Origin of the sequence: Kitasatospora sp. NPDC057500 (genome assembly GCF_042802195.1) — a bacterium.
Taxonomy (GTDB): domain Bacteria; phylum Actinomycetota; class Actinomycetes; order Streptomycetales; family Streptomycetaceae; genus Kitasatospora.
In genome coordinates this window covers 1-16,535 of the sequence record NZ_JBHVER010000187.1, presented here as the reverse complement: position 1 = coordinate 16,535, position 16,535 = coordinate 1, and the positions used below count along the sequence as shown (strand labels likewise).

Genomic DNA, 16,535 nt, shown 5'->3' with positions numbered 1-16,535 from the left:
GCATGTGGAAGATGAGACCGGTAAGCCGCATCCACCGGCCACATCCAGTACCCGCTGTCGGTCGCCCTCCCCGTGATGCTCGGCCTAGTGACACCCCTGGTAGTGCACTGGGCGCGGACCGGGCGCGCCGGGCGTGCCCGGTCCACGCCCGGCGCACGGCCACGGGTCTGCCATCGGCCACCTGGCCCCGAACCGGAACCGGGCGGATGACCGACCGGTTGCACTCGCGTGAGCCACCTCCGCCGCGCCGTTCGCGGTACCGCACACCTCGTCACGCGCCTCTGCTCCGGCATCGAGCACCTCGACGCCCGCGCCGACGCCGCCCTACGCGCCCGGCTGCGCCCACTCGTCACCCGCCTGGCTGCCCTGCTGCAACGGATGGCCGCCGCCAACTGCAGCGACGCCCTCACCCGCCACCTCCCCTGCCGCGCCGCCCGCGAGCGCAGCCGCGACGGCGCCGCGGCCACCGACCCCTCACCGCTGGACGGACGTGGAGGGCACGGCTCGGAGTCCTGATCCTCGGACCACCTGACGCTCTGGTTGCCTTCTTGCCGAATTGTCAGCCGCCTGGGCGGTGTCACCATGCCCACTGCCGGTCAAGCGCCTGTGACCCCACATGGCCTCGTCCGAAGACCCTTGCAGAATCCAGTCCCACACCCGCATGGAGCCCAAGCCCACGACCTCCGCTCCCTCACGAACACCACCAGGAGCATCGCAAGGATGGTGCCAGCGCCATCCCCGCATACGCGGGAAGCAGCTGCCCTTCTAGCTGGCCGTGGTACCCGGGTAGGGGACCATCCCCGCGTGCGCGGGGAGCAGTCGCCGCCCGCGTTGATCGCGGTGACGGTCAGGGGACCATCCCCGCGTGCGCGGGGAGCAGAGGTCCGCCGAGTACCCGGCGACCCAGCCCCGGGGACCATCCCCGCGTGCGCGGGGAGCAGGTCGTCACCAGCGCGGCCGCGCACGCGTCGTGGGGACCATCCCCGCGTGCGCGGGGAGCAGAGCTCGTGAGCTGCGGGTTTATACGGGCGTGGGGCGGGATTTTGCAACTTGCCGAGAGTCGGGCATTTCAGACTTTTGGGGTGCTTCGCAGGCGGGTGCTGGAGCAGCCTATCCAGGATCGGCCTCGGTTGCGCAGGAAGTCGGGCCGGCCGACTTCCTGCGCAACACCAACAACGTGCGCCCATCGGCTCGTGGTTCTCAGGTGGTCCGGAGAGGTCCGGCGGTGGTCGCGCGGAATCGTAGGGGCAGCAGGGTGCCCTGGTTGGCGTTGCGGCCGCTACTCGTGGCCCGCAGGGCCGAGGTGAGGTGTGCGGTCAGGCCCGGCAGAGCCCCGTCGTCCAGTCGACGGTGGCCGTCGTGCGCGAGTAGTCCCGCTCGGGGGCGAGCAGTTCCCGGTCCTGCTGCCCCGCTTCCCCGGGGTGCTCGACGATGTGGCAATAGTCCTGGAGCCAGGCCGGGTAGAGGTTCTTCGAGCCGATGTAGAACGCCTCGTCGTCGACCGCGACCAGCTTGTGGTGCAGCGCGTACGGGTGGCCGTCGGCCCAGGCGGCGGCCGGGGCGGCGCGGACGGTGGCGCGTTGGAGGTTGCCGCAGAGTGCCGCCTTCGCCCGGGCCGGGTCGGATCGGGTCGGCGGTGAGCGTGGTCAGGCGGGATTTGAGGAGGTCGCTGATCTCGGTGAGCGACTTGATCTGCGAGTAGCCGCCGCTGCCGACCGCGATCCGCACCCTGACGCCGACCGCGAGTCGGCGGCGGGCGTCTCGTGGAGGCGGGCGTCGTAGCGGGCGAGGGGCGGGCAGGGCGTTCTCCTCGGGGTTGACAGTCTCGTAGTCGCGGTCGGCGTTGGTGTTGTCGTGCAGTGCGAGGGGCTGCACCGGGCGTCCGCCGCGCCGGGTACGGGCCCGGGGCGGTAGGCGGACTTGGGGTCGGCGTCCTTGATGCCGAAGCCGAGGCCGCCGACGGCGATCACCGGGACGGTGCCGGCCGCGGGGGCCGGCGGGTTGGGCTCGCGCTCGATCGACGGGCGACAGGCACCGCCGCCGGAGGGATCGGAGGACGCGTACCAGGCGTTGTCGAACACTCCGATGCGGGCACAGGTCCACTCCCAGAGGGTGTCCAGGTACCGGGCGGCGGAGGTCACGGCGGGGCCGGTCAGCGCGAGGTCGACGTCCGAGACTGGGTGGGCGGCGTCGAGGTAGCCAGCCTTTCAGCCGTTGATGCCAGGAGATGACGGTGCGTCCGTCGACGACCAGCAGCTTGGAGTGCTTCCAGGAGAACGCGGTGCGCGAGGCGGTCATCGAGGCGATGCTGAGGCCGACCGAGCCGGCAGCTGGGCCGAGGCGGGCCACCAGGTCGTCCCGATACCGCGACGGCAGCAGATTGGCGTGGTAGACCGGCGCGGCGGCCTGCGGCGACGAAGGCCTTGAGACCGGCCACCAGGGCGTCCTGGAACCCGCCGTCGGGGAACGGCGCGAGGGTGGAGATACCGACGGTGCGGGTGGCGGCGGCGACGTCGGCGGTCGTCCTGGCGAGCAGGGCTCGGGTGCCGGGCCGGTCGGCGCAGGTGGCGTCGCCCCAGCAGCCGGGCGTCTGGAGCAGCCAGCCAGCCGGTCCGGCGAGGCCGTTGCCCTCGGTGCGCTCCCAACACGGCGCCCTCCAGCCCGCCGGACGCCGCCCGGGCGGCACGGCGGCGACATCAGCGGTTCCGCCGACGGCCTCCCGGTGGTGAAGGTCCGGTTCTCCCGAAGCCATGGCGAGGTGACAAGTAGCAGGCTGAGCCTTGGACTTCGCCGACTCTGAGGGGGCGAAGTCGGCGGCGGCCTTCTCGCCAGCTTCGGGATACGCCTCGCGCTCGGCGTGCCCGGCAAGGGCCCGGCCAGCACCTGGCCAGCACCTGGAGGATGCCGGCCACCGAGGAGTGGCGTCCCTTGCTCAGCCGGCGCGCGCAGTCCACTGCGGCGGCGTCCACAACCGGGCACTGGCGCTGCCGACCTGGATCAGCGTTCCGGTATGCCGGTCCTGACGCACCGGGCGGAACCCGTCGATCGCGAACACCCGCTGTCCACTGGTGATGTCGACGCCCTGCAGGCCGGCCTCGTCGGCGATCAGCAGATGCTCTCCGTCGGTGAAGAAGCCGAGATCGCCGACCGGCCAGGGGAACGTCGCGACCGCCTTGATCCATCGGACGCCCGGCGAGCGCAGTTCGACCGAGGCGGGGTCGAGGACGTGGATGGTACCGCTGCCGGCATCGCCCGGGTCGTGCACCGCGATCCGCCCGTCGTCGATCCACACCACCGGCCGGTTCCACTCCGAGACCTCGGGATACACCGCATGGCTGGGCCCGCCCTCGGACTCGTACGGGTTGTCGCGCAGCCAGGCGGTCAGGCTCCACACCGCCGGCATCCCCCACGGCTGCCACACCCAACCACCGTCGTAGACACGAGTCCCGTCAGGACTCAGCGCCAGCGCGCCGTGGAAGTAGTCGAGGTCGTACTCCGCATCCTCCTCCTCGTCCCCGTCCGGGCTGTCCCGCGCCGTGAGCACCTCGCCGGACACGAGATCGGTGACATCCAACCGGTTCCAGTCAGTGCGATGGACGACAACCGGTCGGCCACCGTGTTCGGCGAACGCCAACGCGAACGGGACGGTTCCGCAGCAGTAGTCCCCGCCGTCCAGCTTCAACGCCGGCGAACCGGTGGTGAGATCGACGACGGTGCCGTACCGACCGCGGTCCTGAACCACCGCCGCCCAACGGCCGCATCGAGACACATGAAGCCGCAGTCGAACGCCGCCACCGAACTCGGACGCCGGCCTCTCCTCCCGGTACCGGGCCACCTCCTGCACCTCGCCGCTCGTCGGCGTCCACCGCGCCAGCCGTCCGTCCTCGGACAGCACCAGCCACGCCGGCCCCGCGTCACCGAGGACCGCCGGCAACGCTGCCACATCCACGACCGGCCGCAGCGCGTCGGGAACAGCCACGTCCACCGTGATCGTCGCCACCACACTGATCCCCTCGGTGCGTCCGTTCGACCCCGCGGCAACGTGAACAGCAGGTGATACGGAACCGGTCCATGCCGGGCTCATTCTCGCGCAGGTCCGCCTCGGTGTCGTCCGGCCAGAAGCCCCTCCGGCCGTCGTGACCGGACCGACCTCACCGAGCACGGCCCCCGACAGACCCGGAAGATCCAGACCGCTGACCAGCACACCCCGGATCCGCTGCAGAGAACTGCTTGTCACTTCGCCATAGCTTCGGGAGAACAGGGCCGTGATGGGAGGATTCGGCCCGGACCCGGGGAGTCCGGAGACTTCCGGGCGGCGACGGTGGTGACCGTGACCGTCGCCCGGTCGGTCCCGGCGGGCTTCGCGAGAGTCCAGCCGACCGCTCCTGCGGGAGTTTCGCCGGGGTGACGATGACGAACAGCGGCCGAATGGTCGGTGGCACCGCCCAGATGCTCCCTCTACGATCCGATCATGCTCCACGCCGAGTTTCGCGACCCCCGGCTCGTGGCTGTCTACGACGCCGAGTTCCCTTGGTCGTACCGGGACGACTTCTTCCTCTCCGTCATCGAGGAGGCGGCGGAGCGCCTGCGTGTCCTCGACCTGGGCTGCGGCACGGGCCGCCTCGCTCTCGGCATCGCAGCCGCCGGACACGCGGTGACGGGAGTGGACCCCGCCGCGGCGTCGCTCGACGCCGCCCGCGCGAAGCCCGGCGCGCAGACGGTGACCTGGACGGAGGGCACCTCGCGCGACCTTCCCGACGAGGCCTTCGACGTGGCCGTCATGAGCAGCCATGTCGCACAGTTCTTCGTGACGGACGAAGCGTGGGCGCAGGTGCTCGCCGATCTGCGGCGGAGCCTCCTGCCGGGCGGCCGGATCGTCTTCGACGCCCGCGACCCACGGCCCCGGGAATGGGAGGAGTGGACCCCGGCCGAGTCGCTCCGTCACGTCCCCCTCCCCGACGGCCGCGAGGTCGCGCTGTGGAACGATGTGACCGAGGACCGGCCCGGCGTGGTGAGCTTCTCCCAGTACTACCGCTTCTCCGACGGTGGGGAACTACGGAGCACGGGAACGCTCGCCTTCCGCAGCGAGCACGTCCTCCGCGCGTCGCTGACGGACGGCGGCTTCACCGTCGATCGGATCTACGGCGGCTGGCACCGCGAACCCGTCGGCTCCGGCGACGGCGAATTCCTGGTGGTCGCGCACACCTGAGCGGCCGGCACCGGTCGGCCTCGGCCGAGGCGGCCGGGGACATGGCGGCACCTCGCAACAATCAGAAAGCACCGGCATGTTCCCTCCAGCCATCACCGAGTTCTGGCGAACCCCCTCTCCGACGAGCCGTTTCCTCTGTGGTGACGACGCCTTCGGGGTCACCGTAGATCCCGCCCTGGAGGAGCACGAACGGCTCACCGTCCTCACGACGACCGGTGGACGGACTCGCGCGCTGCTCACCCCGGCGGTTGCCGACGCCTTGGACCTGGACGAAGGGCAGGCGGTCGACGAGCCGGAGTTCCGTCGGCGCCTGGAGCAGGCGGGCATCACGCTGCACGGGGCCGACCACCTCTTCTACTTCACCGACGAGACCCGGGAGACGCTGCTCGGGGAGTCGGACGACCCCTCGGTTCGCCGACTCACCGAGGCCGACGCGCAGGCGTTCGCACGGTTCCAGGAGGCGGCGTCGGAACAGGACCTCGACGACGCGTACGTCGAACTGGACCACTGGGCGGTCTACGGCGCGTTCGAGGACGGTCGACTGGTGGGCGCGGCGAGCACATACCCGTGGGATGACGCGCCACTGGCCGACCTCGGCGTGCTGACGCTCCCGCCCCACCGGGGAAAGGGCCATGCCCGGCACCTGGTACGCGCGATCTCCCGGCACGCGATCGCGAGGGGGTACGAGACCCAGTACCGCTGCCAGCTCGACAGCCACGCCTCGGTGGCCCTGGCCGGATCGGCCGGTCTGACCCACTTCGGGACGTGGGACATCGTCTCGCCCGACTCGGAGGGCTAGCCCGACTCGGAGTGCCGATCAGGGTTGGCCAGGTCTGTTCTTCTTGAGCGGGTATGTCGCGGTGGCAGGTGAGGGCAGGCGCCGGCACAGCCGGTGAGGAGGGCCTGCGGCTCGCGAACGACCTGGTGAGAACCCAGGCCGGTGCCGTTCCTCCGGGAGCGGGGGAAGGCCCCGGGACCGGCCCGGTGAACGTGTGCGCTCACGGCACCAGCGCGGGCAGCACCCGGCCCACCTCCTCCTCACCCACGCCCTCCACCTCGACGGCGCCCGCCACCCGCAGTGCGAGGTGCGCGAACTGCGGCGCGAGGGCCGCCAGCCGCAACGGCCCACCCTCCTCCTCGGGTATCACCAGGTCGCGGACCGTCAGCGCCTCCAGCCGTGGCAGCAGCGGCGACTCCGCGAGGGCCGCGAGCACCTCGGACGTCCCGGCATCGAACTCCACCTTCCCGAGGTCGAGGTTCCTGAGGTGCGGGTACCAGTCCGCCGTGGTCGCGAGTTCGTCCAGCTGGTCCACCGAGCACGCGACCCCGAAGACGTCGCTCTCCAGCTCCAGCTCCAGGGAGGTCAGCGCGGGCAGCCGCCCCGGGAGGAAGACCGAGCCGTCGGAGATCACGGCGCCCCGGGTCCGCAGCCGGGTCAGGCCGTCGTGGTCCACGAAGGCGAACAGGAACGCGCCCTCCAGCTCCAGGGTGCGCAGCGCGGGCAGCGCTCCCCAGATCTCCGTCCGCACCAGCCCTTCGCCGTGGTGCTCCATCGGGTCGATGCGGCTGCCCGCCGACCCCTTGCCGTGCTCGAAGAGGAACTCGAAGTCGTAGCCGAACGAAAGGCGCTCCAGCCGGGGACGGGTCGCACCGGCGAGGGCGCTCGCGGCCTGCTCGGCGGAGTGGTGGTAGTCGGTGAGCCGCAGGTCGAGCTCGCGCAGCCGGTGGCTCACCGGGTGGGTGAGCAGGGCGGCGATCAGGACGCCCTCCCACTGCTCGGGGTCGCTCAACTCCAAGTCCAGGTCCAGGTCCACATCCGCCGGGTAGCCGCCCGGACGCTCCGTCAGGAGCCGCTTCACCAGAGCCCGGCGCCGCGACGGGTCGCCGGGCGCCAGCCGGAACGCCGCCTCGTCCAGGAACCCGCCGGACCAGCCGAACCGCCACGAGCCGTCCGCCCGCAACGCGTCCAGCCCCAGGTACCGCTCGACCTCCCCGTACACCTCGGCCAGACGGTCCCGGTCCGCGCCGGCGCGCTCCAGCCGGATCGCCGCGCCCCGCGGATCCCCCGCGGCCGTCAGCCGCTCCGCGTACGCGAGCCAGGCAGCCGGGTCCTCGCCCGACGGGGCTCCCGTCACCTCGAAGAAACGCACACCGCACCCCCGGTTCCTGGCCGCGACACCCGGGCGGATCCGGGTACTCCGGCGTTGGTCGGCACTCTAGAACCCCCCTCTGACAATCGGGCCCGGCCCGCCCGCGCGAAGGCGCACCCGGCGTGCCGGAGCGGGGTGCGGGCCGAGCGGGACCGTACGGTCGGCGCATGTCCCTCGGCCTGCTCGCGGCGTTGGCCGCCGCTCTGCTCACCGGCTCCGCCACCGTGCTCCAGGCGGCCGGGGCCCGTCGTGCCGCAGCCGGGCAGCGGCCCGGCGGGGCCGCCGCGCTGGCGGGGGCGTTGCGGCAGTGGCCGTTCCTCGCGGGCGTGGGGATGGACATGCTGGGGTTCGGCGCCGAACTCCTCGCGCTGGAGCGGCTTCCGCTCTACGAGGTGGAGGCCGTGCTCGCCTCCGCCCTCGCCGTGACCGCCGTCGGTGCCTCCCGGGTGCTGAACGTGCGGCTGCGGCGCAGCGAGTGGGCCGGGGTGGCCGCGGTGTGCGCGGGGCTGTGCGTGCTGGCGGTCAGCGCCGGGCGCGACGGCCCCGGCCACGGCACCCCGGCGCTGCGGCTCGCCGTGCTGATCGTCGCGGTGCTGCTGACGGGGGCCGGGTGGGCGGCGGTACGGCTCGGCGGGAGCCGGCGTGCCCCGCTGCTGGGACTGGTCGCGGGCCTGCAGTTCGGTGTGGTCGGCGTCGCCGTGCGGGTGCTCCCGGACGCCCGGCTGCCGGGCCTGTTGGCCGAACCGGCCGCCTACGCCGTCGCGTTCGCCGGGCTGGGCGGGTTCGCCGCGCTCACCTGGGCCATGCAGAACGGGTCGGTCACGGCGGCGACGGCGGCCATGGTGCTCGGCGAGACCCTGGGCCCGGCCGTCGTCGGCGTGCTGCTGCTCGGCGACCGCACCCGGCACGACGCCGCGCCGCTCACCGTCCTCGGCTTCGCGGCAGCGGTGTTCGGGGCGCTCACCCTGGCCCGCTTCGGGGACGCCGAACAGCCCGCCACCGCCGGGTCGTCGCCCTGACCGCGCCCCGGCGGACGGGCCCCACGCCGGTCACGGAGCGGTTCCGGTCCGGGCGGCGGCGGTTGCTCCGGCGGGCGGCCGGGTAACCCCGGGGCGGGACGGAGGCGGGAGCATGGCGCTCTACTGCGAACTCTGCGGCAGCCGCACGGACGGTGCCGAACGGCTCGGCGCGTACTGCCCGGGCGAGTACTGCGGCACCGATCTGCGGGCGGGTCCGGACGCGGGCGTCCGGGCCTGGTGCGAGCCGCCGCGCCGGTTCGGGGCCGCCGGCGGCACGGTCACCCTCGACCTGCTCGTCCACAACGAGGGGCCGCGCCCGACCGGCTTCCGCGTCGAACCCGTCGAACCCGTCGGGGGGCGGCTGGACTTCGACCGGCGGGCCGCCGAGGAGCCGTTGCCCGCCGGGGCGACCCGCCGGATCGAGCTGCGCTACACGGTGCCGCCGGACCTCGCCGGACCGGGCCCGGACATCGCCTCCCGCTTCGGCGTCCCCGGGTCCGACGCGGCGGGGCGGGTGCACGGCGCGCCGCACGCGCGGGCCGGGGTGGCCCTTCGGGTGGCCGCGGTCGCGGCCCGGCAGGGCGCGGCCTGCGCGGCGTTCGCGGTGGACGTGCCCGAGCGGCCCGGGAGCATCGAGGACGGGCGCACGTGGGACGGGAAGGGGAACGGGGAGGACGACAGGGAGGGCCGCCGCGACGGGCCACCGCCCTCGGCACGGCCGCAGTCGGCGGACCGGCGACCCGGCGGCTGCGGGCCCCTGGCGCTCGCCCTGCTGGTGGCACTCCTCGCGATCGCTCTGGCCCTCGGTACAAGCCCCTGAGCATCGGATTGACGTACCGTCAGTTGAAATGACCCCCGAATGCGGCATGTCGGTGGGAGGTGCTTGCATACGGGGCATGTCTGAGGATCAGCATGTGAGGGCGGGGACTTCGGCACCCGCGGGCGTCCCCGCGGAGGCGGAGTACCTCGAAGGATGGGAGCTGTACGACGGCGGCCCGAAGTGGCCGGCGTGGGGGCTCGGGGCGTGGCAGGACGGCGGGCCCACCGGGCGGTGGCGGCTGTGGCGCCCCGACGGGACGCCGTTGGAGGAGAGTGACTGGCGGGACGGCCGGCGGCACGGGACGCTGCTGCGCTACCACGACGACGGCACCCTTGCGGTCCGCGCCGAGCACCGCGACGGAACGCCGGTCACCGTCACCGGCCACCGCAGCGACCGCCCGAGCCGCGACCCGTTCTCCTTCGACGGCCTGCCTCCGACCCTGCGCACCGTGGTCCACGAGTACGAACAGGGGGTTCGGATCCGTCAGGCCTGCTACGCCGCCGACGGCACCGAGCTGACCCCCGCCGGCGAGCCCGCGCCGGAGCGGCCGGCCGGTGTGCCGGAGATCGCCACCTTCTGGCCGACCGGCCAGTGGTCGGCTCCCCGCTGGGACACGGACGGCCGGCTGGTGGGCGTGACCCGGCACTGGACGGCGGACGGCGCCCCGGACCGGCTCGTCCACCACCGCGCCGGCGAGGAGGCCGCCCGCTTCCCCCAGGGCGCTGCCGGGCCCAGCCCGCTGATCGAGGCGGCCCGCGACGGGGACGCCGCCTCGGTCGAGCTGTGCCTGGCGGCCGGCCTCGGTGCCTCGCCGGGCGCGGTGCGGCATGCCGCCTTCGAGGGACTTCCGGAGCTGGCGCTGCGGCTGCTCGGCTCGGACGCGACCGGCGCCGTGGAACTCGCCGAGGTACGGACCCCGCCCGCAGTGCCGTCGAACGGGGTCCCCGAGGACGCCGTGTGGGTGGCGGGCCTGCTGGCGTTCGTCGTCGGCGACATCGACGCGGTGACCGGGAAGGCGCTCGGGACCTGGCGGCTCTGGAAGCAGGCCTGGGAGAGCACCTCCGACACCGAGGGGCCGAGCTACTACAAGCCCGGCAGCCACTACCACGACTACGAGGAGGCCGACTTCGCCGACGGCAGGCCGGTGGAGCACCGGACGTACCTGAGCTCCCGCACCCCCTACCGGGTGAACCGGTACCGCCCGGACGGCCGACCGCTGTCGGTGCGCCAGTACGACGGCGGCGTGCCCGCCCACGAACGCGAGTGGCCCGCCGACGGCACCACCGTCCACCGGCGGTTCCACGGCGACGGCGCGCTGCGGGCCGAGCGCACCGAGCGCGGGGACGTGCTGCTCACCGAGTACTGGTACGACGCCGACGGCACCCTGACGGCCGAGGTCGCACCCACCGGCGTCACGGTCGAGGGGGCGGCGGCCGAACGGTGGCGCGCCCTGGACGCCGACGGGGCGGTGATCGCCGAGGGGTACGTCGAGCCCGGCATCCGCGGCGGACCGGTGGGGACCTGGCGCGTGTTCGGCACCGACGGCGCCGAACCGGGGACCGTGACCTTCGACGGTCTCGACCCCGCCCGCAACGAGGGTCTCGGCCGGACCGCCCACGCTCTGCACGCCTGGCGCGCGGCGCCCGAGCCGAGGGAGCTGCACGATGTCGGGACGGTGCCGTGGAGCGAGCTGGGGACGTTCTTCGGCTCCCCGGACGACGTGCCGTTCCTGCTCAAGGGGCTGGCGTTCCCCGGCTTCCAGGTGTTCGCCCTGGCGCTGGGGCAGTTGTCGGAGATGCTGCTGCACCAGCACACCGTCGCGGAGGCCACCGGGCCGGCGTTCCGGTACCTGGCCGCACTGGTCGACCGCGTCGAGGACACCGACGCCCGAACGGCGCTGCTGAGGTACCTGGCCGACATCGCGACGCGCAACGGCGACCTCGAAGCCGCCCACGAGCTCAAGGGCGTCCTCGCCGCCCTCCCCGACGACGCGGCCGACCCGCGCGAGCACTTCGCCGACAGCGGTGTCGAGCCCGCCTACCACGAGATCCTCACCGTCCTCGCCGACGCCGTGCCGACCTGGACCGGCCAGGCCGCCCACCGGGACGCGGAGATCCGGCGCCGGGCCGTCGTCCTGCTCGCCACGGCGCCGGGCGCGGCGGCGGCCGCGGCCCTGCACGACCGCCTCGCCCTGGAACCCGAGCCCGGGATCCGTGCGGAGATCCTGCTCGGTCTGGCCCTGCACGGGGCCGGCCCCGACACCCTCCGCACGCTGGAGCGGCACCTCGCCGACGACGATCCGCTGCTGCGCTTCTGCGCCGCCCTGACCTGGGTGCGCACCGGCCGCTCCCCCGCCGGTCCGGGCGCCCGGGTCCTCGTCGAGGTGCTCCGCGGCGAGTCGGACACCGTCGGCTTCGACGAGCTGTACCTCGGGTCGGGCGAACCGGCCACCGATGCGGTCACCACCCTGGCGCTGCTGCCGTCCGAGCAGGCCGAACCGCTGCTGGCCGAGCTGTCCGCCGTCCTGGACGAGGTCGGCGCCATCGACGCCGTCGCCGTCGCCCGCGCCCTGCTCGACATCGTCTTCCCGACCGAGGCGTACGGCGACGGCGAGCCGCTCACGGACGCGCAGCGCTCCGTGGTCCGCGCGATCGCCGACAGCACCGGGGCCTGGGAGTTCAACGTCAACCTGCGCGAGGTGCTGGACCTCAACGGTCTGCCGCGCGACGCCGACGGACTTCGGGCGCTCGCCGACACCGCACCGGGCGCCGGACCGGCCGGAGCGCAGTAGGGCACGCGACCCGGGTGCAGCCGCCGGACGAGCGGCCCGCACCCGGGACGCGGGCGCCGCCCGGCGGGTCAGCGGCGGTTGCGGCCCGTCAGGAAGGCGGTGCCCCAGGCCGCCAGCGCGGCGATCGCCAGGCCCAGCAGGGCGAGCCACTCGGTCCCGTCCCAGCCGCCCCACCACCCCTTGACCGGACCGAAGGGCTCGTGCTCCAGCATGAACTCCAGGCCGTCGACCCCGCTGTCCCGGAGCACCATGAACGGGACCGCGTTGACGTAGCCGAAGAAGGCGCCCAGCACGGCCACGACCGCGCCGGCGATCCACGCCCCCGGACTGCGGCGGCCGACCAGGCCCACCAGCAGGCCCACCACCGCCCCGTTGACGAGGGCGTGCGCCAGGTAGAGCGCGTGCACGCTGAACCTGGACTGGTCCTCGTCGAACGTGAAGACGGCGATCGCACCGTAGATCATCGACACGACCACCGAGGCGGCGAAGCCGAGGAAGAACGCGCCCACCGGGCTGCCGGAGTTTCGCGGGGGCGCGAGCGGGGGCGCGTACGGCGCGGGGTGCACCGGATACGGCTGCCCGGGATACGGCTGCGCCGGGTACGCCTGGCCGGGGAACGGCGGCGGGGCGCCGTAGGCCGGCGGTTGTTGAGGCACGGCGGGCGGCTGCTGGGGCACGACAGGCGGCTGCTGGGGCACGGCCGGCGGTTGTTGGGGCACGGGCGGCGGCTGCTGCTGGTACGGGTCCTGCGGGCCGTACGGGTACTGCGGCGGCTGGCTCATCGGGCCCCCCGGGCGATGACGTCATGGATCGGCTCGGCGAGCCAACCTATCAACGGGGCGACGCCGGGTCAGCAGCTCCGGCCGTCGGAATCCATACGATCAACGGATCGTCAGAGAACCGGAGGAGCAGCATCGATCCCGGACGCTAGGCTGCGGTCCGCACGTGATCACCGACCGAGGGGGGCGGGATGCTGACGTACCAGGACCTGACCGGGCCCGAACAGCGGGTCTGGGACGCCTGCGCCACCGGCGCGCCGGTCGACCTGCGCGGCGGCGACCCCGTCGAGGACGACCCGGCCGGCGGCGCGGCCTGGGGCGACGGGCGCACGGTGCGCGCCGAGGCGATAGCCACCGCGCTGCTCGGCGGCGACGGACCCGCAGGCCCGGTCCGGGTGCTGCACCTGATCGGCGCCCGCATCACCGGACGCCTCGACCTGCGCGGGCTGACTGCGGCCGGCGAACTCCGCGTCGAGGGATGCCACTTCGAGGAGCAGGTGGTGCTGCGGGACGCGACCCTGCGGTCCACCAGCCTGAGCCGCTGCCGCATCCCCGGGCTCGACGGCTGGCTGCTGAAGGTCGACGGCAACCTCTTCTTCGAGGACTCGGTCCTCGACGGCCGGCTCACCCTCACCCGCGCACACATCACCGGTGAACTGCGGCTCAGCGGAGCACGGCTCACCGCCACCGAACTGCTCGACGGCGGTGAGCCGGACCCGGCCCGCGCCCCGGGCGTCTGGGCGATGTGGGCCGGCGGCCTGGTGATGGACGGCGGCTGCTTCGCCCGCAAGGGCTTCCACGCCCGCGGCGGCCTGCGGCTGGTCGGCGCCCGGTTCAACGGCGGGCTGTTCATGGAGCGGGCCCGGATCGACAACCGCGGCGGCGACGCGCTCACCGGCGACGACCTCAGCGCCTCCACCCTGGTCATGGCCGACGGCTTCACGGCCGTCGGCTCGATCCGGCTGCCCGGCGCGGCGATCCGCAGCAGGCTCACGCTGGACAGCGCCGTACTGGACGGCTGCGGCGCGATCGCCCTGGACGGCAAGCGGCTGACCACCGGCGACCTCCAGCTCACCCCCGCCGCCACCCCGGACGGCACCGTCGACCTCCAGGACGCGCAGACCGCCGTCCTCCACGACAACGCCCGCAGCTGGCCCGCCGACACCCGCCTCGACGGCTTCGCCTACACCTCCCTCCAGAGCGACGCCGCCCCCGAACGCGTCTCCCACCGCCTGGCCTGGCTGGCCTCGCTGCCCGGCTACTCCCCCCAGCCCTACGAGCAACTCGCCGCCTGGTACCGCAAGATCGGCCACGACGACGACGCCCGCCGGGTCCTCCTGGAGAAGCAGCGCCGGCGCCGCCGCACCCTCGGCCTGCCCGGGCGGCTCTGGGGCCGACTGCTGGACGCCACCGTCGGCTACGGCTACCGCCCGTGGCAGGCCGTGCTGTGGCTCGGCGGCCTCGCCCTGCTCGGCACCCTCGTCTTCCGCCACGGCGCGCCGCAGCAGGTCAAGCCCGGCGAGGGCATCCCGTTCAACCCCCTCGTCTACACCCTCGACCTGCTCATCCCGATCGGCGGGCTCGGCCAGCGCACCGCCTGGTACTGGACCGGGGCCCAGCAGTGGTTCGGCTACTCGCTGACCGCGCTCGGCTGGCTCCTCACCACGGCGGTCCTGGCGGGCATCAGCCGGACGCTGAACCGGGCCTGAGCCACGTCCGCCCTCGGCCTGACCGGGGCCTACGCCCGACGGTCCCCGGGCCCGCGCCGGCCCTCCCGTAAATGCGTTGCGGGCGCCGGGGGCCCGGTCTACGGTTCTGCCCATGGGTTCTCTGTGACATTCCCCGCGCGAGCGCGTTGAGCCCGGCTCCGCGCCGCGCCGTCTCCATCCGCGCTTCCGGTCCCCCGCCACGCACCGCCGTCCGTTCGGCGGCGTGACGCGGCTGCCCCGACGTGCGCGGATGTGCCCGCCCGTTCCGATCGGCCCGGCTCGGCCGAGACCAGGGGACATCCATATGACCACCTCACCACGCACCGCCTCTCACACCACCACCTCCCGCCCCGCTGCCTCCCAGCTCGCCCTCCAGAACGTCACCCGGCGCTACGACGACCGCGTCGTCCTGGACGCGGTGTCCTTCAGCCTCAAGCCCGGCGAACGGGCGGGCGTCATCGGCGACAACGGCGCCGGGAAGTCCACCCTGCTGCGGCTGATCGCCGGGCGGGACCGGCCGGACAACGGCGAGCTGACCGTGGCCGCCCCGGGCGGCATCGGCTACCTCGCGCAGTCGCTCGACCTGCCGCCGCGCTCCACCGTCCAGGACGCGGTGGACCTCGCCCTCGCTGACCTCCGGGCACTGGAGGCGCGGATGCGCAGTGCCGAGGCCGCGCTTCCGGGCCTGACGGGCCCGCAGCTCGCCGCCGCGCTCGACGTGTACGGCGGACTCCTCGCCCGCTACGAGGCACGCGGCGGCTACCGGGCCGACGCCCGGGTGGACGTGGCGCTGCACGGGCTCGGCCTGCCGGGGCTGGAGCGGGACCGTCCGTTGGGCACGCTGTCGGGCGGGGAGCGCTCCCGGCTGGCGCTGGCCGCGACCCTGGCGTCCGGCCCGGAGCTGCTGCTGCTCGACGAGCCGACCAACGACCTGGACGACCGGGCCGTGGCCTGGCTGGAGGCGCACCTGAGGGCACACCGCGGCACCGTGCTCGCGGTCACCCACGACCGGGTGTTCCTGGAACGGGTCGCCACCACCGTCCTGGAGGTCGGCGAGGGCCGGGTGACCCGCCACGGCGACGGCTACGACGGCTACCTCGCCGCCAAGGCCGCCGAACGGCGCCGCCGCCTCCAGGAGTACGACGACTGGCGCGCGGAGCTGGAACGCAACCGCCGGCTGGCCGGGACGAACGTGGTGCGCCTGGGTGCGATCCCGCGCAAGCTGCCGTTCGCGGTGTTCGGCCACGGCGGCTTCCGTTCGCGCGGCCGCGGGCACGGCGCGATGAGCCGGATCCGCAACGCCAAGGAGCGGGTGGCGCGGCTGACCGGCGCCCCGGTGACGCCGCCCGCCGATCCTCTGGTGTTCGCCGCCGGCCTGTCCACGGCCGCCGAGGGGGCCGGGTCGGACGGCCGGACGGCGCCGCCGACGGCGGACCTCACCGGTGTCCGGGTCGGGCAGCGGCTCTCCGTGCCGGAACTGCGCCTCGGCAGCGGGGAGCGCCTGCTCGTCACCGGCCCCAACGGGGCGGGCAAGACGACGCTGATGCGCGTCCTGGCCGGCGAGCTGACGCCCGACGAGGGATCGGTCCGCACCCGGGGCCGGATCGGCCACCTCCGGCAGGAGGAGTCGCCGTGGCCGGCGGGCCCGACCCTTGCGCAGGCCTTCGCCGACGGGCGCGGTGGCACCCCGGAGGAGCACGCCGAGCACCTGCTGTCGCTCGGCCTGTTCCGTCCGGCCGACCTGCGGCTGAGGGTGGGTGAGCTGTCCTACGGGCAGCGGCGCCGGCTCGAACTGGCCCGGCTGGTCGCCGATCCCGTCGACCTGCTGCTGCTCGACGAGCCCACCAACCACCTCTCCCCCGCACTCGTCGAGGAACTGGAGGCGGCCCTGGCGGACTTCCGGGGCGCGGTGGTCGTGGTCAGCCACGACCGCCGGCTGCGCGCCCGCTTCACCGGCGGCCACCTGGAGCTGGCGGAGGGCCGCGTCACCCGGCACCCAGCGGTGGTGGCGATGACCGGCTGAGGCTGGGAAGACGTCGCGGCCCGGTGGGGCACCCC

11 protein-coding genes and 1 CRISPR repeat array are annotated in these 16,535 nt (G+C 74.1%); of the genes, 8 read left to right on the top strand and 3 right to left on the bottom strand.

Going from position 1 to position 16,535, the window contains the following annotated elements:
* Positions 1-228: 228 nt before the first annotated feature.
* Entirely contained in the window at positions 229-516 is a 288-nt protein-coding gene (locus ACFU74_RS29605; RefSeq protein ID WP_380762184.1) for a hypothetical protein, read from the top strand.
* Between the two features lie 211 nt (positions 517-727).
* Positions 728-1,002: direct repeats of the CRISPR family, unit length 30 nt; unit sequence GGGGACCATCCCCGCGTGCGCGGGGAGCAG.
* A gap of 1,930 nt (positions 1,003-2,932) precedes the next feature.
* Here ACFU74_RS29605 and ACFU74_RS29600 read toward each other — a convergent pair.
* Entirely contained in the window at positions 2,933-4,000 is a 1,068-nt protein-coding gene (locus ACFU74_RS29600) for a hypothetical protein (RefSeq protein WP_380762182.1), read from the bottom strand.
* A gap of 471 nt (positions 4,001-4,471) precedes the next feature.
* Between ACFU74_RS29600 and ACFU74_RS29595 the strand changes: the two genes are divergently transcribed.
* Together ACFU74_RS29595 and ACFU74_RS29590 are read left to right on the top strand one after the other, a co-directional pair.
* The gene (locus ACFU74_RS29595) at positions 4,472-5,209 is read left to right on the top strand and encodes a class I SAM-dependent methyltransferase (protein ID WP_380762180.1); all 738 of its coding nucleotides are present in this window, start codon (positions 4,472-4,474) and stop codon (positions 5,207-5,209) included.
* Between the two features lie 76 nt (positions 5,210-5,285).
* Entirely contained in the window at positions 5,286-6,008 is a 723-nt protein-coding gene (locus ACFU74_RS29590) for a GNAT family N-acetyltransferase (protein ID WP_380762178.1), read from the top strand.
* Between the two features lie 199 nt (positions 6,009-6,207).
* Here ACFU74_RS29590 and ACFU74_RS29585 read toward each other — a convergent pair whose 3' ends face one another.
* Entirely contained in the window at positions 6,208-7,359 is a 1,152-nt protein-coding gene (locus ACFU74_RS29585) for a hypothetical protein (RefSeq protein WP_380762176.1), read from the bottom strand.
* Between the two features lie 167 nt (positions 7,360-7,526).
* Here ACFU74_RS29585 and ACFU74_RS29580 point away from each other — a divergent pair, with 167 nt between their 5' ends.
* The 3 genes from ACFU74_RS29580 to ACFU74_RS29570 all read left to right on the top strand — a co-directional run bounded on the left by ACFU74_RS29580 (position 7,527) and on the right by ACFU74_RS29570 (position 11,989).
* Positions 7,527-8,378, top strand: coding sequence for a hypothetical protein (locus tag ACFU74_RS29580; RefSeq protein WP_380762174.1), 852 nt, complete (start codon positions 7,527-7,529; stop codon positions 8,376-8,378).
* Positions 8,379-8,490: 112 nt separating this feature from the next.
* Positions 8,491-9,198: a hypothetical protein gene (locus ACFU74_RS29575; RefSeq protein ID WP_380762172.1), complete on the top strand. Its 708-nt coding sequence runs from the start codon at positions 8,491-8,493 to the stop codon at positions 9,196-9,198.
* A gap of 76 nt (positions 9,199-9,274) precedes the next feature.
* Positions 9,275-11,989 (top strand): toxin-antitoxin system YwqK family antitoxin, encoded by a 2,715-nt coding sequence (locus tag ACFU74_RS29570; RefSeq protein WP_380762170.1) that lies wholly within the window; start codon positions 9,275-9,277, stop codon positions 11,987-11,989.
* A 68-nt stretch (positions 11,990-12,057) separates the two neighbouring features.
* Here the strand turns inward: ACFU74_RS29570 and ACFU74_RS29565 are convergent, their stop codons facing one another.
* On the bottom strand, positions 12,058-12,771 hold the full coding sequence (locus ACFU74_RS29565; protein ID WP_380762168.1) for a hypothetical protein: 714 nt from the start codon (positions 12,769-12,771) through the stop codon (positions 12,058-12,060).
* 188 nt (positions 12,772-12,959) lie between these two features.
* Between ACFU74_RS29565 and ACFU74_RS29560 the strand changes: the two genes are divergently transcribed.
* Both ACFU74_RS29560 and ACFU74_RS29555 read left to right on the top strand, forming a co-directional pair.
* Positions 12,960-14,477 (top strand): oxidoreductase, encoded by a 1,518-nt coding sequence (locus ACFU74_RS29560; protein WP_380762166.1) that lies wholly within the window; start codon positions 12,960-12,962, stop codon positions 14,475-14,477.
* 304 nt (positions 14,478-14,781) lie between these two features.
* Positions 14,782-16,500 carry a TlrC/CarA/OleB/SrmB family ABC-F type ribosomal protection protein gene (locus ACFU74_RS29555; RefSeq protein WP_380762164.1) on the top strand — a complete coding sequence of 573 codons (1,719 nt, stop codon included), beginning with the start codon at positions 14,782-14,784 and terminating at the stop codon, positions 16,498-16,500.
* Positions 16,501-16,535: the final 35 nt, after the last annotated feature.